23 protein-coding genes and 1 other RNA gene are annotated in these 26,411 nt (G+C 35.6%); 5 read left to right on the plus strand and 19 right to left on the minus strand.

The features are described 5' to 3' along the window. Window positions 1-9: 9 nt before the first annotated feature. The 5 genes from TX86_RS16590 to TX86_RS16610 all read right to left on the minus strand — a co-directional run bounded on the left by TX86_RS16590 (window position 10) and on the right by TX86_RS16610 (window position 6,264). The gene (locus tag TX86_RS16590; protein WP_042350655.1) at window positions 10-330 is read right to left on the minus strand and encodes an iron hydrogenase small subunit; all 321 of its coding nucleotides are present in this window, start codon (window positions 328-330) and stop codon (window positions 10-12) included. A gap of 15 nt (window positions 331-345) precedes the next feature. Further along, entirely contained in the window at window positions 346-1,470 is a 1,125-nt protein-coding gene (locus TX86_RS16595) for a [FeFe] hydrogenase, group A (RefSeq protein WP_042350656.1), read from the minus strand. 677 nt (window positions 1,471-2,147) lie between these two features. Beyond that, window positions 2,148-3,353, minus strand: coding sequence for a multidrug efflux MFS transporter NorA (gene norA, locus TX86_RS16600; protein WP_042350658.1), 1,206 nt, complete (start codon window positions 3,351-3,353; stop codon window positions 2,148-2,150). A gap of 74 nt (window positions 3,354-3,427) precedes the next feature. Then, window positions 3,428-4,276 carry a MerR family transcriptional regulator gene (locus TX86_RS16605; protein WP_042350659.1) on the minus strand — a complete coding sequence of 283 codons (849 nt, stop codon included), beginning with the start codon at window positions 4,274-4,276 and terminating at the stop codon, window positions 3,428-3,430. A 269-nt stretch (window positions 4,277-4,545) separates the two neighbouring features. Continuing rightward, window positions 4,546-6,264, minus strand: a complete 1,719-nt coding sequence (locus TX86_RS16610; protein WP_042350661.1) for an alpha-keto acid decarboxylase family protein — start codon at window positions 6,262-6,264, stop codon at window positions 4,546-4,548. 442 nt (window positions 6,265-6,706) lie between these two features. On the opposite strand from TX86_RS16610, the gene TX86_RS16615 reads away from it, so the two are divergent. Further along, entirely contained in the window at window positions 6,707-8,050 is a 1,344-nt protein-coding gene (locus tag TX86_RS16615) for an Nramp family divalent metal transporter (protein WP_042350662.1), read from the plus strand. A 299-nt stretch (window positions 8,051-8,349) separates the two neighbouring features. Here the strand turns inward: TX86_RS16615 and TX86_RS16620 are convergent, their stop codons facing one another. The 8 genes from TX86_RS16620 to secG all read right to left on the minus strand — a co-directional run bounded on the left by TX86_RS16620 (window position 8,350) and on the right by secG (window position 15,452). Then, window positions 8,350-9,075: a ZIP family metal transporter gene (locus TX86_RS16620; RefSeq protein ID WP_042350663.1), complete on the minus strand. Its 726-nt coding sequence runs from the start codon at window positions 9,073-9,075 to the stop codon at window positions 8,350-8,352. 726 nt (window positions 9,076-9,801) lie between these two features. Further along, window positions 9,802-10,163, minus strand: a transfer-messenger RNA (tmRNA) gene (ssrA, locus tag TX86_RS26360). A 178-nt stretch (window positions 10,164-10,341) separates the two neighbouring features. Beyond that, window positions 10,342-10,809 (minus strand): SsrA-binding protein SmpB, encoded by a 468-nt coding sequence (smpB, locus tag TX86_RS16625; RefSeq protein ID WP_042350665.1) that lies wholly within the window; start codon window positions 10,807-10,809, stop codon window positions 10,342-10,344. Between the two features lie 91 nt (window positions 10,810-10,900). Further along, window positions 10,901-13,252 carry a ribonuclease R gene (gene rnr / locus TX86_RS16630; RefSeq protein ID WP_439096859.1) on the minus strand — a complete coding sequence of 784 codons (2,352 nt, stop codon included), beginning with the start codon at window positions 13,250-13,252 and terminating at the stop codon, window positions 10,901-10,903. A gap of 49 nt (window positions 13,253-13,301) precedes the next feature. Beyond that, on the minus strand, window positions 13,302-14,042 hold the full coding sequence (locus tag TX86_RS16635) for an alpha/beta hydrolase (RefSeq protein WP_042350667.1): 741 nt from the start codon (window positions 14,040-14,042) through the stop codon (window positions 13,302-13,304). 191 nt (window positions 14,043-14,233) lie between these two features. Further along, on the minus strand, window positions 14,234-14,362 hold the full coding sequence (locus TX86_RS27625; RefSeq protein ID WP_081707727.1) for a winged helix-turn-helix domain-containing protein: 129 nt from the start codon (window positions 14,360-14,362) through the stop codon (window positions 14,234-14,236). Beyond that, the gene (locus TX86_RS16640) at window positions 14,319-14,738 is read right to left on the minus strand and encodes a response regulator transcription factor (protein WP_042351180.1); all 420 of its coding nucleotides are present in this window, start codon (window positions 14,736-14,738) and stop codon (window positions 14,319-14,321) included. Before TX86_RS16640 ends, TX86_RS27625 begins: the two co-directional genes overlap by 44 nt. Window positions 14,739-15,215: 477 nt before the next feature. After that, entirely contained in the window at window positions 15,216-15,452 is a 237-nt protein-coding gene (gene secG / locus TX86_RS16645) for a preprotein translocase subunit SecG (RefSeq protein ID WP_042350670.1), read from the minus strand. A gap of 182 nt (window positions 15,453-15,634) precedes the next feature. On the opposite strand from secG, the gene TX86_RS16650 reads away from it, so the two are divergent. From TX86_RS16650 to TX86_RS16660, 3 genes are all read left to right on the plus strand, one after another. Continuing rightward, window positions 15,635-16,183, plus strand: coding sequence for a hypothetical protein (locus TX86_RS16650; protein ID WP_042350671.1), 549 nt, complete (start codon window positions 15,635-15,637; stop codon window positions 16,181-16,183). 243 nt (window positions 16,184-16,426) lie between these two features. Next, on the plus strand, window positions 16,427-17,866 hold the full coding sequence (locus TX86_RS16655; protein ID WP_042350673.1) for an MBOAT family O-acyltransferase: 1,440 nt from the start codon (window positions 16,427-16,429) through the stop codon (window positions 17,864-17,866). Window positions 17,867-17,875: 9 nt separating this feature from the next. Continuing rightward, window positions 17,876-18,922: a hypothetical protein gene (locus TX86_RS16660; protein WP_042350675.1), complete on the plus strand. Its 1,047-nt coding sequence runs from the start codon at window positions 17,876-17,878 to the stop codon at window positions 18,920-18,922. A gap of 56 nt (window positions 18,923-18,978) precedes the next feature. Here TX86_RS16660 and TX86_RS16665 read toward each other — a convergent pair whose 3' ends face one another. Genes TX86_RS16665 through TX86_RS16675 form a run of 3 tightly spaced genes read right to left on the minus strand, consistent with a single transcriptional unit; the run spans window position 18,979 to window position 22,093 of the window. After that, window positions 18,979-19,224, minus strand: a complete 246-nt coding sequence (locus tag TX86_RS16665; RefSeq protein WP_042350676.1) for a DUF2164 domain-containing protein — start codon at window positions 19,222-19,224, stop codon at window positions 18,979-18,981. A gap of 20 nt (window positions 19,225-19,244) precedes the next feature. After that, complete coding sequence (locus TX86_RS16670; protein WP_042350677.1) at window positions 19,245-21,176, minus strand: vWA domain-containing protein; 1,932 nt, start codon at window positions 21,174-21,176, stop codon at window positions 19,245-19,247. 20 nt (window positions 21,177-21,196) lie between these two features. Continuing rightward, window positions 21,197-22,093: an ATP-binding protein gene (locus TX86_RS16675; protein WP_042350678.1), complete on the minus strand. Its 897-nt coding sequence runs from the start codon at window positions 22,091-22,093 to the stop codon at window positions 21,197-21,199. Window positions 22,094-22,529: 436 nt separating this feature from the next. Here TX86_RS16675 and TX86_RS16680 point away from each other — a divergent pair, with 436 nt between their 5' ends. Next, window positions 22,530-24,143 carry a BCCT family transporter gene (locus TX86_RS16680; RefSeq protein WP_081707729.1) on the plus strand — a complete coding sequence of 538 codons (1,614 nt, stop codon included), beginning with the start codon at window positions 22,530-22,532 and terminating at the stop codon, window positions 24,141-24,143. Between the two features lie 54 nt (window positions 24,144-24,197). On the opposite strand, the gene TX86_RS26775 is transcribed toward TX86_RS16680, so the two are convergent. The 3 genes from TX86_RS26775 to TX86_RS16690 form a co-directional block, all read right to left on the minus strand. Next, complete coding sequence (locus tag TX86_RS26775) at window positions 24,198-24,353, minus strand: hypothetical protein (RefSeq protein ID WP_154663151.1); 156 nt, start codon at window positions 24,351-24,353, stop codon at window positions 24,198-24,200. Between the two features lie 91 nt (window positions 24,354-24,444). Continuing rightward, entirely contained in the window at window positions 24,445-24,852 is a 408-nt protein-coding gene (locus TX86_RS16685) for a PH domain-containing protein (protein WP_042350680.1), read from the minus strand. A gap of 151 nt (window positions 24,853-25,003) precedes the next feature. Next, window positions 25,004-26,374, minus strand: coding sequence for a sigma-54 interaction domain-containing protein (locus tag TX86_RS16690; protein WP_439096856.1), 1,371 nt, complete (start codon window positions 26,372-26,374; stop codon window positions 25,004-25,006). Window positions 26,375-26,411: the final 37 nt, after the last annotated feature.

Genomic DNA, 26,411 nt, shown 5'->3' on the forward strand with positions numbered 1-26,411 from the left:
GCTACCTCCTTATCCCTTAGTTACCTGATTAAAGCGGTTTGTGTATGAAGTATGTAATAACTCCTCCGACTTATGAGACAATGGTTTTCCTAAATACTCTTTATAAAGCTTTTGAATTTCAGGATTTTCATGTGATTTTCTAATTGCCATCGCCTCATCATTTTTATAAAGTCCAGCTGCACGTTGGCTAATATACGTCGTATCTTTATCGTAAAAGTGCTTTCCTACTTTGAGTAAAGCACCACCAAACAGCGCACTAACTCCAAGTACAGCAGAGCCTTTTATAAAACTTCTTCTTGAAAAAGGTACCGTTTCTTTTAATACTTTCATCTTGCTAGCTCCTCCTTATAAATAGTCATGACGAATTGGCTGTCCTCCACCGTTAATACAGCCTCCCGAACAATTCATTACTTCTACAAAGTGATATTTATTTCGCCCAGTCATTACACCATTTACAACTTTATCGACATTTTTCGAACCCGTCACAATCGCTACATTTAATTGCATACCTGCTATATCAACGGTTGCTTCTCTAATACCAGCAAATCCACGTACTTGTTTAAATTCAAGCTTTGGTAATGTTTTTCCCGTAATAACTTCATATGCTGTACGAAGTGCCGCTTCCATTACCCCACCTGTCACACCAAAGATAGTTGCTGCACCAGTTGAGGTACCAATAAGACGATCTGCTTTTCCATCAGGAAGATTCAAGAAATCAATTCCTGCTTCCTTAATCATTTGTGCTAATTCTCTTGTTGTGAAAACAGCATCAACATCTTGATAGCCACTAGCAGTCATTTCTTCCCTTTGGCATTCATACTTTTTAGCTGTACATGGCATTACTGCAGCTGAAAACATGGTCGAAGGGTCCACATTTAATTTTTCAGCTCCATATGTTTTAGCAATTGCTCCAAACATTTGCATAGGAGATTTAGACGTAGACAAGTATTTTAATAAACTAGGATAATGATCCTCCGCATACTTAATCCAAGCTGGACAGCAAGAAGTGAACATCGGTAGCTTATCTTTCGCATGTGTAATGCGTTCAATTAATTCATTTCCTTCTTCCATAATCGTTAAATCTGCTGCAAACTCTGTATCATAAACCTTATCGAAACCAAGCTTACGTAAAGCTGTAAACATCTTTCCCTTCACGTTTGAACCAGGCTCAAGACCAAATTCCTCGCCTAAAGCCACACGAACTGCAGGAGCAACCTGTGTCACAGTAAATACTTTCGGATCTTTCAAAGCTTTTTTGATTTTACCTGTCATGGATAAATCTTCAATCGCCTCAAACGGACAATTAATTAAGCATTGACCACAACGAAGACATGTATCTTGATTAATTTTATGTCTTTCTCCAAGCTTCCCCTCAATCGCTTGAACTGGACAGATTTTCCGACAATGATCGCAGCCTTTACATTTGGATGTAATATGAATAATTTCTTTAGAATCTACAACAGTTGGCACTAAAAAAACTCCTTTCTTACTATTGCTGTGAACGCTCTCTTTTAAAAAATATAAATAATACTCGAATTCCCTTTGTCACAAATGTATAACGCAAGAAGCGTGCCAACTTTTCTACAAACACGATAGAAAAATATAGAAAATCTTTATTGAATTATCACTTTTTAGTGTAATTTCACACTAAATGAGCATATTAATTATGTTTCAGCTACACTTTTTTTAACAAGTAAAAATTTTTTGTCAGGTTATCAGAAGCTTCGATTAAGAAAAACAGCAGAAACGTAAAAATATTTTTACGGATTTTTCATAAGAAAAGCGCAAGCGTCCGTTTTGCGATGTATAGATTGGAGCACTCTTCTTTCGATAAAGGAAAAACCGAAATGTGGAGAACGCCCGTTTATCGGTGACAAGCATAAGGCAAGCTGGCTAGAAGGTCGCTTTTAACTTTCTGGACTGATTGACTTATGACCTCGAGCCGATGGCGTTCGGAACTAGACAACACAAAGAGGCGGTAGCCGATACAATATTGACTTATCGTAGGGAGATGGGCGAAATCTACTAGTCGCTGGGCGCTGGAGCTAGACACCAAATAAAGCATGAGCCTTCCAGATGGAAAACTCATGCTTTATTTGAACGACAAAAAAGCTATCTAGAAAAGGTGTTTTCTAGATAGCTTCATATTATCCATTGAATTTTTGAGTTTCTACTCTTAGTGACATCTTTTTATCAGATGGATTTTTCCAGAACATCGTAATCACAAGCCCTGCAACAACTACCACCGCTCCAAAATAGAAAGGATAGTTAATATCGATATCAAACAGTTGACCACCGATAATCGGTCCCAAAACGTTGGCAAGTGATGTAAAGAATGAGTTCATTCCTCCAACGAAGCCTTGGTCATTACCCGCTATACGTGATAAATATGTCGTAACGGCTGGACGAATGAAATCAAAGCCAATAAACACAGTGAATACTACTGCCATAATCGCCCAATACGAATTAACTAGTGTTAAAACAAATACTAAAATACCTGACAACACTAAGCTCCAGCGAATTAAAGAGATTTCTCCCATCACTTTAATAAGCTTATCAAACAGTACCACCTGGCAAATGGCACCTAAAATCGCACCTCCAGTAATGGCAATCGCAATATCCCCCGGTGTGAAGCTAAACTTATGATCAACAAATAGAGAGAAGAACGATTCAAATGCTGCTAAACCAAACGATGCAACGAAAATAACAATGAAGGCAATTAAAAACATTGGCATCATTATTTTTTTCAAGCTACTTTGTTTCCCTGCAGCAGTTTCAGTCATTGGCTCCTCCTGACGGTCAGGCTCAGATAATAGCACAATTGACAAAATCGCCGCGACAACGCCAAGTACACCTGCCGTATAAAACGGTACTCTAATACCAATATCCGCTAAGAAACCACCGATACCAGGTCCAATAATAAAACCTGTACTAATAGCAGCTGACATATAGCCCAGTGCTTTCGGTCGTGTAGTCATATCTGTGATATCCGCAATAAATGCTGTAACCGCAGGCATAATAAACGCACCGCTTACCCCACCTAAAATACGAGATACAAACAGTACTTCCACTGTTTTACCAAAACCAAATAAAAACTCTGAAAAACCAAATATAAACAATCCAAGAACAATCATGATTTTACGCCCATATTTATCTGCAGCCTTACCTGCAAATGGCGAAACAATCAATTGTGTTAACGCAAAGGCAGCTGTTAAAAAGCCAACCGTCGAACCACTAATATGTAGTTCATTCATTAAAGTTGGCAATACCGGGATTATTAAGCCAATTCCTAAAAAGGCGATAAACAAGTTCATTAGTAAAATGCTGAGCGTAATTTTTTGTTGTTTACCCATTACTAAATCCTCCTTTTTTTAATCGCTATAACAAAATATAAACCCTACAGTAACTGTAGGGTCAAGAGGATTGTTCAGTTTATGTGAATTTTTAACTCAACCATGAACTCGGACTTTTTATTTGGTGAATAGCTTGTCGGCATAAATACTTCAAATACTTTCGTTTTCACATCTAAATGTAAATGTAAAGAAGCTACATAGTCATAAAGCTTCTTGTATGCTGCTACATACATATCCTCACTAAAAATAAACGCTATACAAGCATAGCGACCTGCTGGGATTTGTAGCACCTCTACGTCCGGTGCAAGCCTTTCTAAATAACGCTCAGTTAACAACGGAGTAAAAAGATAATTGTAATAAAAGTCATTGATCGTATCATACTGCTTTAATGGAAAAATTCCTCCATAACGACTATTCATAACACTACCTTCACGCTCCACTGTTTCGGTTAAAGCTTGAAAGTACTTTTCCGGTGTATATACAATAGTCGCCTCAGATGTTTTGATTGTCAAAATACGTTGTGAAGTCATATCCATTTCATATACTTCTTCATATACCGGTATACTAATTTGTTCCTCTAAGTGCTTCTTTGTTTTTAATAGCGTATAGTGCACCTCTTGCATTTCCCTCATCTTTTGCTCAACAATCTGCTCCTGCTCTGCTAAAAAATCAACCAGCTGCTCTGGTGTTAACGACTGTGCGAACTTAATGTCCTCTAACGACGTTCCGATAAACTTCAAGGACTTGATTAAGTCTAAACTATGAAGTTGTGACTCACTGTAATAACGATAATTCGTTTTTTCATCTATATAAATAGGCTTAAAAACACCAATCTCATCGTAATAATGAAAGGTGCGAATTGGTAAATTCATTATTTTTGAAATCTCACCGATTGTTAGTAGTTTTTCTTTTTTTTCTACCATATTTCTCCCTCCCATTGATACTTTTTTTTACTAGCTTATCATAAAATAAATGACTTTCAGACAAGCAAAATATCATTGAATAACCACAATAAGAAAGAAGTTTTAATTCATAGATTAATTCACTTACAATCCACTCCATATTCTAGAATGATAGAAATTCATAATGAAAAAATAAAGCATAAACCTTCCAAATAGAAAATTTATGCTTTACGTTATAAAAATATGCGATTTGAATTATATTTTTTCAGAAACACTCTTGTTATTCGAAGCTATTTCTGGCTGCGCTGTATTTCCTGTTTCTCCATATAAGTGCGCATCCGTTGCATATATTTAGGTGCATCCATCGAATCCCCTACAATCATTTCAATGATACAGAGTCTTTCGGTACATTCCGTTTCAGCTTGGATTATAGCCTTGTCAAGCTCTCCATAGGTCCGAACCGTAACGGTAAACGCGTTACCTCCAAAGGCTTCAGCCAGCTTGGTGTAAGACCACCGAGGGATTTGGTTGTACTTTTGCCCCTCTGTTTTGACATTCAAATACTTCTCAATCGTATAACCATCATTGTTTAAAACGAAGATAATAGGCTTACAGCCGTAATATAACATGGAACTGATTTCCTGAGCTGTTAGTTGTAAGGCACCGTCACCTGTAAATAGCAACACTCGACGTTCTGGAGCAGCCATCATAGCACCGAAGGCCGAGGGAGTTGCGTAACCGATGGATTGCCATCCTCCTTGTCCAATATATGTAACATTGCTTGGCAGTCTCACCTCAGCCATTCCGTTATAGAATGTCCCGGTTTCAACGATGACAACATCACCCTCTTTCAGCATACTCTGAAAACGTGGATAATAGTTGCACGCCATTAGAGGACTGTCGGCATTAGCTAAAGATTGGTCGTAAGGGAATGAAATTTTCCCCACCAAACCTTTGCCCGTATTACCTACCTTATTCATGGCAAGTAGCATGTCGGATGCAAAAACATTCGGATATTCCGCCTCAGCGACCTTTACCATATCTGGTTGAATATTAATAGTCACTAGTGGATTCACCTTTGCGGTAAAATTTGCAGTGTTAGTATCTGCCCATACTGTGCCTATTGCAATAATACAATCTGCATTTTCCACAGTTTGTTGGATATTAGAATCTCCGAAAGAGCCTAGATACATTCCAATATAATTTGAATGGGTCTCATCGAATGCTCCCTTTCCGAACATCGTCGTTACAACAGGCACATTCATGGCATCGGCCAGCTTGCGCACTGCTGTCTGAAGACCAAAACGTATAGTTTTCACATCTACCAGGATAACTGGTCGGTGGGCACGATCCAGCAGCCGATGGACATGATTCATCGCAGCCTGAAGGGTCTTCAGGTTGGACATTGGACGTTGCGGTACCGGCTCATTCCGACTTTTGATCGGCCTGGTCACTAAATCATTAGCCACAACCAGGTATACCGGCTTTTTCTTCTCTTTAGCAATGCGAATCGCAGCTGGAATTTCAATCTTAGCATTTTCCGATGTAAGCACCGCAGTATAAACTGAAATCTGCTCATACACCTTACGAAAGACATCAAAATTCCCATCCATTAAGGTGTGGTGCATCAGCTTGTGCTCTTTTTGATCTTTCTCAGGAGGTGCACCCACAATATGAATTATTGGAACATGCTCACTGTTAGCTCCCGCTATTGCATTGCAAGCGCTAAGCTCCCCGACTCCGAAAGTCGTAATAAGAGCAGATATCCCTTTAATTCTTGCATATCCATCTGCTGCATAGCCCGAGTTTAGTTCGTTTCGTCCTTCTATAAAACGAATTCCGTTACAACATTCCAAAGTATCAAGAAGTGTAAAATTATAATCTCCTGCTACGCCAAAAACTTCGGTAATACCCTCTAGTTTCAGACAATCGAACAAATACTGGCCAACTGTTTTTTGTGCTATTCCACTTTGCATACCAAAGTTGTCTGCATTTTTCATGTTGTCCATCGCTTGCTCACTCCTTATCCAATTCTTGGGCTTGTTCTGTTTTATAGTGCCCTTTCTGATAATTCCCCTTAATTAAACTGGATATCCATTATGAATGCTATTTAGTATTTTAGATGTACATCCTCATGCCACTAAACTCCCGTTTTTGGAATAACAAAAAAGCTATCAAAATGACAGCTTTGAACTTAAACTCTTAATTTTTTATGCAAATATAGTATGTTGACTCCTTTTTTTGTTACCTATAAAAATATATTTGTTCCAATCATAATAATTCAGAAAATCGCTTGAGTGTAACTAGAGTTAGTTTTTTTGAAAAGCACCCGCCAACAAGATAGGGAATATTCTAAAAATAATTGCACTTTTTTATAGTAGGAGTAAAATAAAATTAAATTTCCCTAGGTAAACTTTTTTTGTCCAAAGGAAAGAAAAAGGGGTGAAGATCATGGGAAGAGAAAAAATTTTTTATAAAACCAAAAATGGTTTAAGTTTAGAAGAAATTAATAACACAGTATCTATACCTAAAAACGCAGGTTTTTGGAAGAAGCTACTTGCGTATTCTGGACCTGGGGCTCTAGTTGCTGTTGGTTATATGGATCCAGGAAATTGGGTGACATCAATAGCTGGCGGGGCACAGTTTGGCTATTTATTAATATCAGTTATTCTTATTTCTAGTCTTATTGCAATGTTACTGCAAAGTATGGCAGCTAAATTAGGGATTGTAACGGGAATGGATTTAGCACAGGTCACTCGATTGAAAACCGGGATGAAAGTGGGCTTTATATTATGGATTCTCACTGAATTAGCAATAATGGCAACTGATATTGCCGAGGTTATTGGGAGCGCAGTTGCACTTAAATTATTATTTAATTTACCTTTATTAGTTGGTGTCATTATTACTGTATTAGATGTTTTTCTTTTATTAATACTAGCACGGTTTGGTTTTCGGAAGGTTGAAGCAGTTGTTATTACACTAATTGCAACCATTTTAATTGTTTTTCTTTATGAAGTGATTCTTTCTCAACCAAATATAGCTCAGTTGTTTTCTGGATTTATTCCAAAGCCTGAAATTGTCACAAACGAGGGAGCTTTATTTATTGCATTAGGTATCGTTGGTGCAACAGTAATGCCACATAATTTATATTTACATTCATCCATTGTTCAAGCACGGAAATATAATAGAAATAATAGAGCAGAGCTAAAAGAAGCTGTAAAATTTGCTACGATTGATTCTAATATTCAGTTATCAATTGCTTTTGTAATCAACTGTTTATTATTAATTTTGGGTGCTGCTTTATTTTTTGGATATAGTGGTCCATTAGATACACTTGGCCAATTACATCGTGCATTAAACGATTCTTCGATTGTTGGTGCAATAGCTAGTCCAGTTTTAAGTACCTTGTTTGCAGTTGCTTTACTTGCATCTGGTCAAAATTCAACTATTACAGGTACATTAACCGGCCAAATCATAATGGAAGGTTTTATTCATATGAAAATGCCAATGTGGGCTAGAAGAATGCTCACAAGAATAGTGGCAATCATACCTGTAATTGTTTGCATTGTTCTTTTTGGGGATAGTGAATCTGTTGTTGAAAAACTATTAATTTATACACAAGTATTTTTAAGTGTTGCTTTACCATTTTCAATTATCCCATTAACTATATTTACAAGCGACAAACAATTAATGGGCGAATTTAGAAACAAGATGTGGGTAGTAATTTTAGCTTGGATCACCACGGTCGTTTTAACCGTTTTGAATATTTGGCTAATCATCACTACTTTTCAGTAATTTCAGTTAGGTTGGTTATTATATATACATCAATATATAGCATGTTTTTTCATTATGAATAAAACATGCTATTTTATATTCATTGATATTATTACTAAATTTGGTAATACAAAAAAACACGCTTAACCTAATTAGCTAAATATTTAAAACAGTGGACTTCTATGAGCATTTTTAATATATCGGCTCAGTGCATAAAGTCTCTAATCCAAGTGAATTATTTCACAAAAATAGGCTAATCCATGCCTCCCTCCAAGAAAAATTTGCTTTTTAACATCAAAACGATTTCATTACAGAGTTAACTATTTTAATAACTCAGTAATGAAAATCATGGTTAACAACCCTATAACAAAGGAGAACGTTGCGGATCGTTCATTGCCATCACCATGACTTTCTGGAATCAATTCTTTATATACAACAAACAACATGGAACCTGCTGCAAAAGCCAATCCATAAGGAATGATATCTAAATATTTGCCTGTCAATTGTAAGCCGATAAATGATGAAACCAATTCAATTGTTGCTGTAATAGATGTATATAAGAGAGCTTGTCCCTTTGGCGTTTGATTAGCAATTAAAAATAAACAGACTAGAAATCCTTCCGGTATGTTTTGTAGACCTATCGCTAGAGATACAAGCGAACCTAAATCATCTAGATGACTAGCATAACTAACCCCCACCGATAAACCTTCTGGGATATTATGTATTGCCATTGCAGTGATAAAGAGAACAGGATTTGACTTCTGATTAGAATGAATAGAATGATCCATTTCTAAATGTGGTAAACTAACCTCTAATAATATCAGAGTAGTAGTCCCTAATAGAATTCCAATTACTAAAACAAACATATTGGATAGCTTTAAAGTAGAAGGTATTAGGGCATAGGTAGAAGCCGCTACCATAATACCCGCACTATATGCCAATATATTATCCTTTACTCGATGAGATACATTGCTAAATAATAAAGCAGGAATCGCCCCTACGGCTGTTCCCAGTGCACTAATAATTATTCCTATATTAACAATCACAAAAAACCACCTTTACCTACCTTTTTTATATTGTATGTAAAGAACTTATGTTACAGAATAACTATTAAAAAACCCCCTACTTGTTATAGGGGATTTTGCTTGTCAAATTAAGTCTGACTATTTATTAGAATCTTAAACCATTCAATATTACCAAAATGGTACTCCTCTCATGACCAATCACAATAAATTATTGCTTACCCTATTAAAAAGTTCTTATGGTAATCCCCATTTTCAGATTTAGTTCAGGGGATCCTTAGATTGAACTTGATTTATAATATTCTCAAATTCTTGTTCATTAATGATTCCCATTAATTTACACACGTAAGATGTTAAATAGATTCTATTCTTTATTCGTTTTGATTTAAGCATTCAAATCATCCCACTTTATTTTTATTATATTTAAATCATTTCAAATGTTTCCTTATCCCAACAAAAATATATAAAGGAAAATTTATTTTCTACATACAAAATTTAAAATTACCAACTTTAATATCATTACAACAGCTACTCTTTTCTCATTGTTATATAAGATATATTTTAAAAATATTTAGCATAAAAAATAAACTGTAACCCGATAAATGAAATTTGTTACACGTGTCCATTTATCGGGTTACAGTTCATAAATATATAATTCTTTTCTTTTGAAGAATATGATTGCCCTAAGTTTTTTGATTACAGCTAAATTAATACTTCTAAACAAATAAAAAACCACCAAACAGTTATGTATGGTGGAGACGGTGGGAGTCGAACCCACGTCCAGAAACATTGGCACTTAAGCTTCTACGAGTGTAGTCGAATTATTAGTATTTCGCAAGCGCTTCGGCCATTCGACAGGCTTCCACGTTGCTAGTCTGATTGTTCTCTTCCTTCATCCTCAGACGGTGGAATCCGGCGTAGTTCACTAAGAGTGAGTCCCTTACCCTACCACGTGAACAATGGAGGGAGGAACCGCATTAGACTGTTATTAAGCAGCTAAAGCGAAGTTGTTTTGTTGTTTGCCAGTTATAGGCTTTGACGTTTTAACGAGGCCGATCCCCTCGACTCGCAACCTAAGCTCAAACTATCCCTGTCGAATCCGTAACGTCCCCATATAAGAAAAGGAACGAACGAAAATGAATAGCAAAAGCAAGTTTGCTTATTCAGTTGTCATTCAGTAATTGAATTATAACATATACAGTATGAAATGCAATTGTCAGTTCTTGTATCAACTGCCAATGGTAGCTAACGTGCCGAGAAACCATCCCCTACACAACCACCAAAAGCCTTTTACATCTTTTGACGATCGCGGAATGCACGTTCAATATCACGTTTTGCTTCTTTTCGTTTTAAATCTTCACGCTTATCGTATTGCTTCTTACCTTTACCAAGTCCAATTAACACCTTTGCGAAGCCATTTTTTAAATAAACTTTCAAAGGAACTAATGTGTAACCTTGTTCTTTCGTGATACCAATTAGCTTATTGATTTCACGACGGTGAAGCAATAGCTTACGAGTACGTAAAGGGTCATGGTTATAACGGTTACCTTGTTCATATGGGCTAACGTGCATGTTGTATAAGAACATTTCCCCATTTTGAATACGAGCATGTGAATCTTTTAAGTTCAATCGTGCCGCACGAATTGATTTAATTTCTGTTCCTTGTAGAACGATACCAGCTTCATATGTTTCTTCTATAAAATAATCATGGTATGCTTTTTTATTTTGAGCAACTTGTTTACCCATACCTTTTGCCATAGGATTTCCTCCTAACTCCTGTAGACATTTTCTTTCCCGTTCCTTAATGATAGCGGAAAGAGAGCCTTTTTAAAAGGCTCTCCACGAGATTTTAACGTCTTTTCGGCTTCTTCTTACGCTTGCTTTTCGGAGCGTTTTCGAAGAACTTTTTCTCTTTTTTCTTCTTACGACCTGTTGACGAATCTGATGTAGAGCTATCTTTTTTCTTTCTTCTACTACGTGCACGATCATCGTTGCTTGAAGATTTTTTACCGCCGCGCTTACGATCTCTTGAACCAGCTTTGAATACTCGTGTTTCTTTATTTTCACGGCGACGATTATTCTTCATACCGGCAACTTCAAAATCTATAGCGCGTTCGTCTTTATTAACATTGACTACTTTTACCGTGATTTCGTCACCGATGCGGAATACCTTCGCTGTTCTTTCACCTATCATAGCTAGATGGCGCTCATCATAACGATAGTAATCATCATTCATCGCACTCACGTGAACAAGACCTTCAATTGTATTTTCTAATTCAACGAACATACCGAAGTTCGTTACCGAAGAAATAATACCATCATATTCTTCATTCACTTTATCTAACATAAATTCTGTTTTCTTCAGATCATCTGTTTCACGCTCTGCATCTACAGCACGACGTTCACGCTTCGATGTATGTTCCGCAATATCAGGTAATAGATGTGCCCATTTTTCACGAGTAGCGTGATCTACTTTACCTTCAATTAAATATGTGCGAATCAATCTGTGAACGATCAAATCCGGATAACGTCGAATTGGTGATGTAAAGTGTGTATAAAAATCTGTCGATAATCCGAAGTGACCTAGGCTTTCAGGATCATACTTCGCTTGTTGCATAGAACGAAGCATAACCGTTGAAATAACCATTTCTTCTGGTTTCCCTTCCACTGCTTCAATAATTTCTTGAAGAGCACGAGGGTGAACTTCGTTTGCTTTACCTTTTACCACATATCCGAAATTCGTGATGAATTCAAAGAAACGTTGAAGCTTCTCTTCCTTTGGATCTTCGTGAATACGATAGATGAAAGGTACTTCCATCCAATGGAAATGCTCCGCTACCGTTTCATTCGCTACTAGCATAAATTCTTCAATAAGCTTTTCAGCAACAGAACGTTCTCGGAGAACAACCTCAGTTGGATGTCCTTCTTCATCCACTAATACTTTGGATTCTTTGAAGTCAAAATCAATAGCGCCACGTCTCATACGCTTCTCACGTAAAATCTGTGCGAGCTTTTCCATCTCTTCAAACATCGGAACGATTGGTTCATATTTCGCACGAAGCTCTTCATCTTGATCAACCAATATTTTATTTACATCTGAATAAGTCATTCGTTCAGTTGTTTTAATCACACTTTGGAAAATCTCATGTTTCACAACCGTACCTTGAGCATCAATCTCCATATCACAAGAAAGTGTTAAACGGTCTACTTTCGGATTCAATGAACAAATACCATTCGATAAACGATGTGGAATCATAGGAATAACACGATCTACTAAATAGACGCTTGTTCCTCTTTCATATGCTTCCGTATCAATAGGACTACCTTCTGTTACATAATGACTAACATCTGCAATGTGAACACCTAGCTTATAGTTTCCGTTTTCCAATTGTGTAACCGTTACTGCATCATCTAAGTCTTTCGCATCTGCTCCGTCAATCGTTACGATTACTTGATCACGTAAATCACGACGACCTTCTAAATCACTTTCATCAATTGTTTCCGGTGTATCCGCAGCTTGCTTTAAGACGTTATCTGGAAACTCCAACGGTAAACCATTGCTATGAATAACAGAAAGAATATCAACACCTGGGTCATTTTTATGACCTAGAATTTCGATAACTTCTCCTTCTGCACTTGCACGTCCTTCAGGGTAAGCTGTTAACTTAACGACTACTTTATGACCATCAACAGCACCCATTTTTGCGGATTTTGGAATGAAGATGTCATTCACAATCTTCTTATCGTCAGGAATAACGAAACCAAAATAATTACTTTCAGAGTATGTCCCAACAACTTGTTTTACGCCACGTTCAATAATCTTCTCTACTGCACCTTCTCTTCTTGATCCAGAGCTTTGTGACGAAACGCGAACAAGAACAATATCTCCATGCATCGCATTCTTCGTTTCATGAGGTGGAATAAAGATATCATCCATTCCTGGCTCTTCAGGTGTTACGAATGCAAACCCCTTTGCATGAGCCGTTAATTTCCCTCGAACTAAATTCATTTTCGCAGGTAAACCGTATCGATTCGTTCGTGTTCTGATAACCTGACCTTGCTCTTCCATCTTCACTAGTGCTTTAACGAAACTTTTGAAATCGGTAGAATCTTCAATACCTAGTGCCTCTTCTAATTCTTGTACAGTCATCGGCTTATAGGCTTCTTCCTTCATAAACTGAAGCAACCGATCATAATACATACGGATATTTTCATCCATTATAAAAAACCTCCCTCAATAAGGGTAAAAGCTATTCTTTCCAGTCTAATTGCTCTAAGAACTCATACACATCTTTGTGCAATTGTTCTTTCTCTTTATCGAGCGTAATAACATGTCCAGATTTCTCATACCATTTAATCTCTTTTTGAGCCTTATTTAATTCATTATATATAATATTTGCGCTATCTGGGTTAATGACTTCGTCGTGACGCGCTTGAACAACAAAAGTTGGCACATCGATTTGATGAACATTCTCACGAACACCTTGAATTAATTGTTGTAAAGCTTCCAACGTATTCATCGGTGAAATGTGCTTCATCTCTAATTCGATTTGCTCTTGTGATTTACCTTCTCGCTTCTTATATTCTCTAGCATATGTTAGAACACCTTCATACATTTGCTCTTGGCTTTTGAAAAACATAGGCGCACACATCGGTACAATTCCCTTTATAGGTACAGTGTAACCCAATTTCAAAGAAAATACGCCTCCGAGCGATAAACCAACTACAGCGATTTCCTCATGTCCTTTACGTTTTAAAAAATCATACCCCATCAAAACGTCCTTCCACCAATCTTTCGGACCTGACTTGACTAATTCTTCAGGTGGAACAGCATGTCCTTTATAATGAGGGGCATGACAAGTATACCCTTTATCTTCTAAGTATCTCCCAATCATTCGTACATCCGAAGAATTCCCTGTGAAACCATGTAATAATAAAACCGCTCGTTTTCCTCCTTCAAACGTAAACGGTTTTGGAATCGTCAATTTCATTTCTTCAAAACTCCTTTGTCTATACTAAACAGCAGAACTACTGTTTCAGTTGCATCCTTCCTTTATTTAATCAAATTTCCCTTCATAAAGCTATGAAAACAAGTTCTTTCATCTCATCGTTATTGCTCGCATTTCTTCAAAAAAAAATCCCTGTTACGAAGCTTGTAGCATCACAACAAAGATTCTTGAAATTAAGGGTTAAATCGATAACCCTTTCCTCTAACCGTCTCAATAAACGGGTACTTACTGCATTCATTTATTTTACTTCGTAAATGTTTAAATACTACAACGATTAGCAGTTCGACGCAAGACCGTTTCAACTCTAGCTACTAACTCACTTGGACTAAAAGGCTTCCCAAGAAAATCATCGGCTCCCTTTTGTAATCCTTCTATACGATCTTCTACTTCGCATCTAGCACTAACAATAATAATGGGTGCATTGCTTTTTAAATCATGACGAATCCAATGACAAATACTTGTACCATCTTCACCTGGTAACATTAAATCAAGTATAACAAAACACGGATTATATTTTAAAAATTGGGCACGTGCATGACTCCCGTCACTCGCTTCCAGAACCTCAAAACCAGCTCTTTGTAGATATAGCTTCATGACATTTCTAATATTGTTTTCGTCTTCTACTAATAGAATGTTTTTTCCGCGTAAAGCTTCTTTCAAGGCTAACACATCCCCCATTAAAGAAGTTATCCCATATGTTACCATTATCGCACAAAAAAACACCATAATTCAGATGAATTTTGTCAATATCACAACAATTAATAAGAAAAGCGCAAGCGCCCGTTTTGCGACGTATAGATTGGAGCACTTCGACTGAGATAAAGGAAACACGAAGAGGCGGTAGCCGATTCGATGTTGACTTATCGTAGGGAGATGGGCGAAATCTACTAGTCGCTGGGCGCTGGAGCTAGACACAGCACAAATTTATATACATTCTTATCTTTTAAGAAAAACCGGCACCGGTCTTTTTCGATTGATGCCTACGCTCCTTGATTTACTCCCAAACGAAAAAGAGCCATGCGGCAGAAATAAGACGAGCTGTTCTTGAAAACCCGATCTTGGTTTTCAAAACAGCTTGACTTATTTCCGAGCATGGCAGGTGTAAGGATAGACAACAAAAAGACCAGCTATAAGCTGGTCTTTAAGAATTCATTATTACAATCCAAAATAAGAAAGAGCAATTGTAAGTCCGAAAAAGAGGACAACTAATACAATTGTTATTCTGTGTAGAACTAAATCTATTCCACGCGCTTTTTGCTTTCCGAATAGCTGTTCAGCACCACCGGAAATGGCACCTGATAGACCTGCGCTTTTTCCAGATTGAAGAAGTACAACCACGATTAGTGAAATACTAACAATAACTAGAAGAACTGTGAGCACTGTGTTAAGCACGCAGTCCACCTCCTACATCTTGACAATATTACTTTTAATTTAACACACCTGCTCTGAATTCACAATAACTTAAAGACAACCAAGCCATATAGTTGCAAGCTAAATAGATACAAACGACTTCCAAACTTACGATTTACTTTTCAAATATGGGGTATAATGACATTAGAAGAGGAGTGAAAAATATGTACAATGCAATTATTCAGAAATTAGATATTCTTAATCTAATATTAGCCCTAATCGGTATGATTGCGCTTATTTTAAATAATCATGCTTATGTCACAGCTATCATCCTTATTCTTGCTACTCTTACACTAGTTTCTACTAAATATAAGTTCAACAGAGCCCTTATTTTTACGACTTACACATGTAGTTTTATCATATTTGGCTTGTTATTTTCTAAAGCCGCTAAAGAAGTTTTCTTTCACTCATTTTTAATGCCGTCTAATATTGCCATCATTATCTTAGTAGCCGTAATTATTGGCGGGATTGCAGCATTCGCAAAGTTTGGTAGTAATACTCTATCTATTGTATGGTTTTGTTTGCATATTCTAATTCTCATTTCTTCTATACAAGTAGATTTGCATTCTTTTCTCGGATCTATTTGGAGTAATGAAGCACAAGTTTTTACGATTCGTGAATTCTATCCATTCTTAATAGCTAGCATGCTAATCGGTGTATTCCTTGAAAAATATCAAGTTGAAATAAAACGTGATCGTCGAAATAATTCATAAAAAAAGCTTTGTCTTTCATGATCATAGAACGGCTCCAATATTAATCTTTCCATGAGAAGGATGCTACCTTAGTTTGTAAAAAACATTATCAATCTAAGGTAGCATCCTTCTTTTATTATATTCCAATATAGTAAATCTATACATTAACCAAATTAATAACCTATTAAAAAATAAAAGAATATAGTATCATGTTACAGTCGAATAAACTATATCGAAATATTTTTTAAAAGGAGAACACATAGATTGCTATTTAATTCTTTTGAATTTATTTTTCTATTCTTACCTATCGTTTTTGTAGGTTATTTTTTATTAAACAAGCTAAATTTTTCTCTTTCAAAATTGTGGCTTTTATTCGCATCATTATTCTTTTATAGTTGGTGGAATCCTAAATATTTACCACTAATATTAGTTTCACTAATTATAAACTTCCTCGTTGGAACATATTTAGGAAAAGAAAGGTTCTATTTCCGAAAAACAATGTTAACGATTGGAATTCTATTCAACGTAGCATTGCTTGGATTCTTTAAGTATTACGATTTTTTCGTAACGAATATTAACTCAGTATTCTCAACTAATATTCCTTTATTACATTTGATTTTACCATTAGCGATTAGTTTCTACACTTTCCAGCAGATTGGATATTTAGTGGATTCTTATCGTCTTGAAACAAAGAAATATAACTTTCTTAACTATGGATTGTTCGTAACCTTTTTTCCACAATTAATTGCTGGACCAATCGTTCATCATAGCCATGTTATGGGACAATTCCAAGATACGACTAAGCGTAAAATCAATTATCAAAACATATCTCTAGGACTTTTTGTTTTTGCCATTGGAATATTCAAGAAAGTTGGAATTTCTGATACGTTCGCTGTTTGGGCTTCACAAGGTTATAGCGTATCTGATTCATTAACCTTTATTGATGCTTGGATTACATCTTTATCTTACAGCGTACAGCTATATTTTGACTTTAGTGGATATTCCGATATGGCGATTGGGATTGGATTACTGTTCAATATAGCATTACCTAGAAACTTTAACTCGCCATACAAAGCATTAAACATTCAAGATTTCTGGCGAAGATGGCATATTACATTATCTACTTTTTTAACCACCTATATTTATATCCCTTTAGGTGGGAACAAAAAAGGACCAATAAGAACATATATTAACATTATGATTATTTTCTTTATCAGTGGATTTTGGCATGGCGCTGGGTGGACGTTCATTATCTGGGGTCTATTTCATGGTCTTGCCTCTGTTATTTATCGTTTTTGGCATCGTGCTGGATTCAGTATGAATAAATATCTTGCCTGGTTTATTACCTTCCAATTTATCAATGCCACTTGGGTCTTCTTTAGAGCGCCAACTATCGAAGTAGCTCTAAATGTACTAAAAGCGATGATTGGCTTGAATGGTGTGTATGTACCTCAGCAATTATGTGATTTATTTAACATAAATTGGAATATTCCAACTTATGTTTATAAACTATCAGAAGATTTCATGTCAACTTCTATTCTATTGCTAATGGCTTTATTCGTTGCATTCAAGGCAAAAAACTCATTACAGCTGCGAGACGATTTTAAGCCTAACTGGTTTAATGTATCTTTATGTGCAGGATTACTGATTTATTGTATTTTCCAATTACAAAAGGTATCAGAGTTCTTATATTTTAACTTCTAAGGTGAAACTATGACTTATAAATCATTTATATTCAAAGTACTATCTATAGTCTTCGTTGTCGTCATAAGCGGTGCATCTTTCATTTATTATATAGACCCATTGTGGCTATTCGGCAGTTCAAATGAATATAATGATGTACAAACTGTAATAGATGAAAGACAACAAAAAACAAACTTTATCACTTATCAGCCGTTTGATTACGATACTTTGCTAATTGGAAGTAGCCGTACTACGTATATTAATCAACATGATTTTAAAGATATGAACGTATACAATTTTGCAGTTAGTAATATGTCTGTCCGAGAATACAATTCCTTTATCGAATTTGCAAAAGAACGACGTGGGAAAGAATTCGATACCATTATTATTGGATTAGATTTCTTTAAAACCAGCTTAGATCAAAGCGCTGCACCACGTTCTCTAGATTCATATAAAGTGAAATTAAACGAGCGTTTCTATCGAACAAAAAGCTTACTCTCTTTTGACTCATTAGATTATGCTTACACTAATTTTAAACAGTCACGTAAAAATGAAGTAGTTGAGGAACGAAACTACAATCGTGAAAACGTAGCTGTTGCAAAAAAAATTGATTCTAAAACAATTGCTACACAAACAAAAGAAAAGATTAAAAAATTTAAAGATGTCTTTTACGGTAAAACCTATCAGTACAATCCTGATTATGCTATCTATATGCAGGAATTAATCAATAATAATCCAAATACAAAGTTTATCGTTTTTACAACACCTATATCGACACAGCTTTTTGAAGCGCTTGTTGAAGAAGGGCGTTTATCAGATTACGATAGATGGCTAAAAGACGTTACGACGGTTTTTGGAGAAGTAACAAACTTTATGTATCCGAATAGTGTAACGAATGATATTACAAATTATTTTGATGGACATCACTTCTACCCACCTGTCGGAACACTCATTGCACAATCTTTAAGCAATGATTCTAAGGCGAATATACCTGCTGATTTCGGTGTAAAAGTGACAGCTCAGAACATTGAAGAACATCTTGCTATGGTGCATCAAAAAGCTGAACAACTAAAATAAGTTAAAAAGAGTCCCTTATTCACATTGACTGATTAAGGGACTCTTTTATAAACGAATTATCGTATAGGCTTCTCAAGTGCATATAAATCTTCTTCTAAGGCCATCATTTTTTGCTCAACTGTCGTACGCGCATCTTTAATCGCTTGATTATAAATATGTGGAGATAATTCTTTAAGCATGAAATCTAACAAATTCTCAGCAGCTAAATCACCAATTTCATCGGACATTTCTCGATAAAAGTGATTTTGAATGTTTGCTATAATTTCGAGCTTTTCTTCTCTTGGTATTTTAATTGGTATCATACTACTTCATCTCCCTCATTCTATATTGTTTTTACTAATACTTTCTTCAAAAAAGCTGAAAAAATTGACGGTAGCTCTTCCATATCAGGAATCATCAAATGTTCTTTCTCGTAAATGTTCTTCATGAGTTCACGTTCACTTTCTTCCACTAAACCATTTGCTAAGAACATCCCAACAACTTGTATCCCTTTTTTTCGTGTCATTTTAACCGCTTCAAATGTGTCAATAATCCCGAACTTTTCATAATCCTTGGCAGAAGGTTCGCCATCAGAGAACACAAGTAAGAATTTATGTTTTTCCCTTCTTTTCTCCATCTCTTCAGCTGCAATTCGAATCGAAAAACCATCGCGATTATCTTCTTGAGGTTCTAATTGCATAATAGCTGAACCTGCTGCTTTTGCTAGCGAATGATCGAATGACACAACTTCATGATAATAGTTTGGATGATAGTCTTTCCTTGCTTCTTCCGCATCCTCCCAAAAACCAACAATACTATGAGGAATGCGCAATTGCATTAATACTTCATGAAATAATACAACTGCTTTCTTTGTTTCTTCCATCTTATCCATCATAGAAGCTGAACAATCGATTAATAATGTAAAAATCGCATCCAATTCTGTTGAAGGCTGATGCTTCTTATAGAACACTCTCGGAATAGGGTCAGTAAGAATCGGAACCCATTTTCTAGACATACGCCCATATAATAAGTCACTTCGCTGCTGATTGCGCTTTTGTTCAATATGTTTTTCTAATGTTTTACGTAGCTTCGTAATCTCTACTTCAACATCTTTTTCATATTGTCGATAAAGGAGCGTTTGCTCTACTGTTGGTTCTGATGGACGCTTTAGTAAATGCTTCGCATACTGATTTCTTTCACCATAAGCATAGGTAGATTTCTTATCCTGCTTTTTCGTCTTTTCTTTATCTAATGCTTGCAATTGTTCATATCGTTGCTGGCTTGTCTTCTGCATGGAACCTTGGACGGATGCATTTACCTGATCTTGTTCGCTTCCTTCTCTAGCTCCTTTACCCATTAAAGAAGTTTTCGTACCTTGCTCTAATTCAAAACGAAGAAACGTTTGCTTTTGCTCTTTATTTTTGTTTTCTCCATGCCAAGTCGAAAACGTTTCATCTATGACTTCTTGATCTTCCTCTTCTACATCTTCTTCATCTTTGTTTTGCAATGGATCTTTTCGCTTTAAATCATCTAAATCACTATTCTTTAACTGTCCCCATTCCATAAGCTCATGAATTGGAAAAACGAAATATGCTGGAATCATATCTTCACTGATTGCTTCTTCTATTCGGTAACATATATTCTGTGTAATACGTATAACATCCTTCGTATTTTTCGCATCGTATAAGTCATATAATAACGACTGAATTCCTTGCATTAATTCTTCGAGATGCTCACTGATTTTTATCGAAAAACTATACACTGGATTCTCAGATAAAAGAGTAACAGCAATCATACAAAATAATGTATCACACTCAAATTCTCGCAATTGGTTCGCATTTAACTGTGTTTGAAAATAAGAACGTAACAATTCACGACGCACCGTAAACCATTTCGCTGTTCCTTTTTTCTCTTTCTTGCAAATCTCTTCTAATCTTATATCCTCAAGTAAGGTAAAAAGGGCATTCGCAAACTTCTTATGCTTCTGCTTTCTCACCCATTTATGAAACAACTTACATGCTTCAATATCAGTATGATGATATGTTCCTAATGCACGAAGCACAACATCACTTTTGTATGCTGCGTTTCGGTTATTTGCTTCATAATGATCCCAGAAATGACTTGCCGTAATTACCATCTTCATTGGGTCGATTTGATGACCATACGCCATTTCAAAAGTAAAATCTTCATTGTCGGTTAGAATATGTGCAATGCCTTGAAGTTGAATATATAAGGCACTATCTACTGTACTATCATTGAATTTAATAAACCTCATTTAATAGGCGCCCCTTTCACTTACGGTAGCAATAAATCCACGATATTTTGTACGAGTTGCTTCTCTTTCTCTTCTTCTAATTTATCAATAATACAGCGTTGAATAGCACGTTCAATGGGAATAAGCGTTGATAAATCAGCTGCATCCAATAGTGCACGTACTGAAGCAGCTTCTTCAGATAACTCGCCTCTTTCAGTCGCCGCAATCAAATCTCGAGACAATGTTGTAAACCACTCAATCATACTTTCATCTTCAAGACTGCTTTGTTCTTTCAATACTTGTTTTAATGCCTCACCTTGAATGTATGGCACTTCAATAACAATAAAACGATTTTTCAACGCTTCATTCAATGGTGTTGTTCCTATATATCCTTCATTAATAGCTGCGATTACGCCAAACCCTTCTTGCCCTACAACAACTTCTGAAGTAAATGGATTCGTAATCGTTTTTCGATAATCCAACACTCCATTCAGAATCGGTAGTGTTTCAGGCTTGGCCATATTAATTTCATCTATGTATAGGAATTGACCGTTCTTCATCGCTTGAATAACAGGTCCTGCTATGAAGGCTATTTCTTGCTTTTCTCCGTTATATTGCAACGTCTTAAATCCTAATAAAGCTTCTGTATCAAGGTCAACAGAGCAGTTAATGCTGTGCATTGGATTATGAAATAAACGCGAAAGTGTTTCGGCAAACGTTGTCTTTCCTGATCCAGTAGGTCCCTTCAATAACACATTTTTCCCTTTTGCCAAAGCAGCTGCTGCATCTATCAAAATTTCTGGATTAGGCGGAATATACTCTTTATGTTGAGTAGTGAATAATTCAGAAGTAGTTTCTTTTCTTACTTGGTGAATAAGCTCTTGTATTGCTTGTGGAAACGATGATAATGATTGCAAAATAAATCTTCCTTTCTTCATATCGTAAACCTATCATATAATATGCTTTCTCAAAAGTGGATTAATAGCACTTGGGATGATAAATGCTTTTTTATTCTGAATAATACTTCTGTAAACATTCACATTTTTTTAAAATAAAATTCATTTTGCTACTATTTTATTTCTCCTAAGTAGACATAAGAAAACTTGTTATAACAAAACTCTCACAAAAATATGTGAATTTATTCACAATTTATATGTTTTATGCCGAACATCCTATTATATAATTAATGCGAAATTGAATGATTTTTATTAATAATCTATTTGCTCCAATCATCACTACTATCTAATATTACGAAACTTTAATCATTGCGTATTATCGTTCATCTCCCACCGATTATTAGCTAGACGGGATAAACGTTTCCTTTCAAAGAAAAGCAACCAATGAAAACGTTTCCAAATTGAGGAGGCAGCATTTATGAATAAAGAATCAAAAATAGATATAAAAATATTAAGTATCGCAATTGGTCTCGTTCTGCTAATAACGCTCCCAATACTGATTAATCCTGAAAAAGGAACAGCTATACTAAATAATATATTAAATTTTATCAAAAAAGATTTAGGCCCCTTATACTTATGGGCTTGCGCTGCAATTTTTGGCTTTTTATTCTGGCTAGCCTTTAGCAAATATGGAAAAATACAATTAGGAAAAGAAAAGCCAGAATTCTCAACTTTCAGTTGGCTTGCTCTTATTTTCACAGCAGGTATTGGTTCAGGTATTATGTACTGGGGAATTATTGAGTGGGCTTTTTATTACGAAAGTCCTCCATTTGGCTTAACACCGAAAAGTCCAGAAGCTGCGGATTTCTCCCATGCATATGGCATGTTCCACTGGGGTTTTTCTGCTTGGGCAATTTACTGCATTCCTTCTATCCCAATAGCTTATGCTCTCTATATTAAAAAATATCCTTCTGTTCGGTTAAGTACAGCATGTCGTGGTCTTATTGGTAATCGAGCGGATGGCTGGATTGGAAAAATCATAGATGTTTGTTTTATGTTTGGATTAATAGGTGGTGTTGGAACATCTTTAGCTTTAGGCTCTCCCCTTGTCGCAGAAGGGATTAATCATTGGTTTGGTATTAAAAAAACAATGGGCCTAAATATCTGCATTGTCATTGCTTTAACTATATTCGTATGTATTTCTTTATACTTTGGATTGAACAAAGGTATGAAGTTTTTAAGTGATTGGAACTTATATTTGTATTTTGCAATTGCCATTTTTATATTTATTTTTGGTCCCACCGTATTTATCCTTTCCAGTTTTACAGAAAGTGTCGGCGTTCTCATGCAAAACTTTTTTAGAATGAGCTTTTATACAGACAATTTCGGAGGATCTGAATTTAGTCAAACATGGACGATTTTCTATTGGGGCTGGTGGTTCTCCTATGCACCATTTACAGGAATATTCGCTGCACGTATATCAAAGGGAAGAACCATTCGAGGTCTTATTTTAGGTCAATTAATAGGTGGTACATTTGGCTGTTGGGTTGCATTCACTGTATTTGGTAACACCAGTATGTTCATGGAGTTACATAACTTGGTGCCAGTTATTGATATTTTAGACAATCAAGGCGCTCCGGCAGCAATTATAGCCACATTAGAGGCCTTGCCTTTAGGCAGTATATTAGCTGTTGTATACATTATAGTGGCTGCAATCTTCCTTGCCACAACCGTTAACTCTGGGGCGTTTACACTTGCAGATGTTGCATCTAAAAACCTTCAACATGGTGAACAGCCTGTGCGTTGGTATCGGCTTTTCTGGGCTATTCTATTAACAAGTATCTCCATTATTTTAATGTATGGTAATGCTTTGGATGCTCTGCAAACACTTACTATCATTACAGCTCTACCTCTCATTGTCATTATGCTTCTAATGATTATTTCATTTATGAAATGGTTGAAAGAAGATGAACAATTGATCGAAACATATATAAAGAAAGAAGACTCGACCAACTTATCAATTATTAAAGAACAAGAAATTACTTACGAGGTCGTACATACATCTTGTTCCGACCAAAAACATCATATCTAAACAAAAAGGCGTTCGAAAGATATACATACTTCTTTTCGAACGCCCTTTAAACATCTATTCTTTTGGTATTGCTATACGTGCCTTTATAGAATGAAACCAATCACGTACTGTTTCCTTTTGACCTGTTTCAAGTTCACGCTGCTTTTTTTCTAGTTCTTTTTGTTTTTCTAATGCTAATGCTGATTGAATGATATTATTACATAAACACATCTGTGCCACCCCTTTATGCATTATCGATTTATACTTCTTTCATCTAACTTAGCATATTTTGCTATTTTTCTAAATATAGCATAAGTCGGTTTTAAGCCATTTGTTCTTTTGCCTCTTTAATTGCTTCGGCGAAGAACTGCACTTGATCCTTATATACTTGATCTATTTTAATTTCTGCATAATCCGTTACGATATTTACTTCAGCAAATATTAATTTCTTCTTAAAGCTAACAGATTGAATTTTATTCATCGGAATTTCTTCCACTCGTAATTTATATAACATTCCCTTATCCAAAGCCAATATACGTTTGTTCGTACAAACAAACATGTACGTATTCCCATCATAATAACCCGTTGTGACAAACTTCATAACTTCATCTGCATATAAAGCTGCAGGTAAGTCTTTAAAGGCCAATTTACTACGATACATATCAAGATTAACATTGTACTTCTTCTCAATTTGTACTAACTGTTCTCTAACTTCTTTCTTGTTGAGCAAGCGATTCTCTCCTTTTAGGCTATTACTCTTTTGAGTTATATAGGACATCAATTATTATAACCTTTCTTGTGAAATTAGGAACAAAAAAGCGGAAAAAGGCTGTTCGAAAAGCGATTGCAAATTACTTTTCAAACAGCCTCTTTTATAAAAACTACTCATTACTACAATATTGACTTATAAGCTTTACCGCTCGAGTCTGACTAATATTTAAATCCTGCGCAACTTTCCTGGAGCTTTTATTCTTTGCATATGATTTTGTCACTAATGTTTTTTTCACATAATCAATGGCATCATCAAGTGTAGGAGGAATAATAGATTGTGTTTGAACGCTAGTATTGTTCAAGATTATATCAGGAATATCGCATTCTTTAATCATTGAATCGCTCGTAATCACTAGTCTTTCCATCGTATTCTCAAGTTGACGTATATTTCCAGGCCACGAATAATTCGAAAAAATATCAAGGCATTCTTGAGAAATCAATTTGTTCATTTCGTATTTATCATTGAATTTATATAAGAAGTTGTATGTTAATGGAATAATATCCTCCCTTCTTTCTCTGAGAGGCGGTAACTCGATATCCATAATGTTTAATCTATAAAATAAATCTTCACGAAATTGCTTATGCTTTACCATTTCAATTAAATCTCGGTTTGTTGCAGCTATAATTCGTATATCTACTGTTTTCTTTTCTCTACCTCCAATTGGAATGAACTGCTTTTCTTGTATGACTTCCAATAATTTTGCTTGTAGAGATAGTGGCATTTCACCAATTTCATCGAGAAATAACGTACCTTTATCAGCTGTTTCTAACAATCCTTTTTTCCCGAATTTATTTGCCCCTGTAAATGAACCTTCAACATAACCAAAAAGCTCTGATTCTAATAGATCACCTGGTAGAGCCGCACAATTAATTTTTAAAAACGTTTGGTCTTTTCGATTACTTATGCTGTGAACATAATGAGCGAGTACTCCTTTACCCGTTCCCGACTCACCTTGAATTAAAATAGTAGAGTCAACACAAGCAATTTTCTCACAGACCTTAATAATATTCTTTACCTTTTCACAGTTCGTTAAAGGCGTATAATTCGAAATATAGCGATCCTGTAGAGACTTTGTAGATAGCTGCTCCTGATCATTTTTTATACTTTTATATGCTTGTAATGTTTGCGATGTAATAACAACAAGCTCAATCTCCTGTTGACTATTAAGCATAGGTACTGCTGTTGTTAATAATTCCGCTCCTATGTAAGTTGTCTGTTTAATTGTAATCGTTCTCTTTTCTTTAAAAACTAATGGCACAATTGATGGCTTCCAATAACCTTTTTCGAATAATTCAACATTGTATTTACCCATTATATCCTTGGGCTTTAATCCATAGTGTTTCTCACAGACATTATTCACAAAAACAATCCGCTTTTCTCCATCTAATACAAATATCTCATCAGATGAATAATCTAGTATTTTCCTCAACATGTCCACATTGATATCTACTGAATTTGGAATTTCTGATAATGGAAACACATCATTCTCCCCCTCATAAAACTGAGTTACTTTCACT

It is taken from the genome of Bacillus massiliigorillae (genome assembly GCF_000380245.2).
Lineage (GTDB): Bacteria > Bacillota > Bacilli > Bacillales > DSM-1321 > Bacillus_AD > Bacillus_AD massiliigorillae.

Excerpts from the sequence above, each read along its gene's own strand:
- TX86_RS16660 (WP_042350675.1), top strand. The coding sequence starts at position 17,876 with ATGACTTATAAATCATTTATATTCAAAGTACTATCTATAGTCTTCGTT.
- rnr (WP_439096859.1), bottom strand. The coding sequence starts at position 13,252 with ATGTATTATGATCGGTTGCTTCAGTTTATGAAGGAAGAAGCCTATAAG.
- TX86_RS16590 (WP_042350655.1), bottom strand. The coding sequence starts at position 330 with ATGAAAGTATTAAAAGAAACGGTACCTTTTTCAAGAAGAAGTTTTATA.
- smpB (WP_042350665.1), bottom strand. The coding sequence starts at position 10,809 with ATGGCAAAAGGTATGGGTAAACAAGTTGCTCAAAATAAAAAAGCATAC.
- TX86_RS16640 (WP_042351180.1), bottom strand. The coding sequence starts at position 14,738 with ATGGGGGATGTGTTAGCCTTGAAAGAAGCTTTACGCGGAAAAAACATT.
- TX86_RS16675 (WP_042350678.1), bottom strand. The coding sequence starts at position 22,093 with ATGAAGAAAGGAAGATTTATTTTGCAATCATTATCATCGTTTCCACAA.
- TX86_RS16680 (WP_081707729.1), top strand. The coding sequence starts at position 22,530 with ATGAATAAAGAATCAAAAATAGATATAAAAATATTAAGTATCGCAATT.
- TX86_RS26775 (WP_154663151.1), bottom strand. The coding sequence starts at position 24,353 with ATGTGTTTATGTAATAATATCATTCAATCAGCATTAGCATTAGAAAAA.
- TX86_RS16650 (WP_042350671.1), top strand. The coding sequence starts at position 15,635 with ATGTACAATGCAATTATTCAGAAATTAGATATTCTTAATCTAATATTA.
- TX86_RS16605 (WP_042350659.1), bottom strand. The coding sequence starts at position 4,276 with ATGGTAGAAAAAAAAGAAAAACTACTAACAATCGGTGAGATTTCAAAA.
- TX86_RS16610 (WP_042350661.1), bottom strand. The coding sequence starts at position 6,264 with ATGGACAACATGAAAAATGCAGACAACTTTGGTATGCAAAGTGGAATA.
- TX86_RS16670 (WP_042350677.1), bottom strand. The coding sequence starts at position 21,176 with ATGAGGTTTATTAAATTCAATGATAGTACAGTAGATAGTGCCTTATAT.
- TX86_RS16615 (WP_042350662.1), top strand. The coding sequence starts at position 6,707 with ATGGGAAGAGAAAAAATTTTTTATAAAACCAAAAATGGTTTAAGTTTA.
- TX86_RS16635 (WP_042350667.1), bottom strand. The coding sequence starts at position 14,042 with ATGAAATTGACGATTCCAAAACCGTTTACGTTTGAAGGAGGAAAACGA.
- TX86_RS16665 (WP_042350676.1), bottom strand. The coding sequence starts at position 19,224 with ATGATACCAATTAAAATACCAAGAGAAGAAAAGCTCGAAATTATAGCA.
- norA (WP_042350658.1), bottom strand. The coding sequence starts at position 3,353 with ATGGGTAAACAACAAAAAATTACGCTCAGCATTTTACTAATGAACTTG.